The sequence below is a fragment of the Paraburkholderia sp. SIMBA_053 genome (genome assembly GCF_046534895.1).
Taxonomy (GTDB): domain Bacteria; phylum Pseudomonadota; class Gammaproteobacteria; order Burkholderiales; family Burkholderiaceae; genus Paraburkholderia; species Paraburkholderia caledonica.
The window spans coordinates 1-259 of sequence record NZ_JAWRXU010001015.1; the positions used below are offsets into that span (position 1 = coordinate 1).

At 45.2% G+C, this 259-nt stretch carries 1 protein-coding gene; it reads left to right on the forward strand.

Annotated features, from left to right (window positions below; genetic code table 11):
• Positions 1 to 259, forward strand: a 259-nt coding sequence (locus SB753_RS38695; RefSeq protein ID WP_410805366.1) for a CZB domain-containing protein, incomplete at both ends; no start/stop codon positions are given.

The window sequence follows — 259 nt, forward strand, 5'->3', positions numbered from 1 at the left end:
GTACAGGAATTTGCTGCGTGTACTGATTTCTCGCGTACCGCCAGACCAATTAGATTTGGGGCCTGATGCACACTTGCAATGTCCTTTCGGCAAATGGCTTAAAAGCCAATCGGCAATCTTTTTGATAGAAAATCAGGACCTTGCATCGATACAAGATGTGCACGAAAAGGTACACAGTGGTGCTCGGGATTTTTTTCGGCGAATTTCAGATGGTTTGGTGATTCCAGTAGAAGACTGGGATCATTTCGAAAGTAACCGG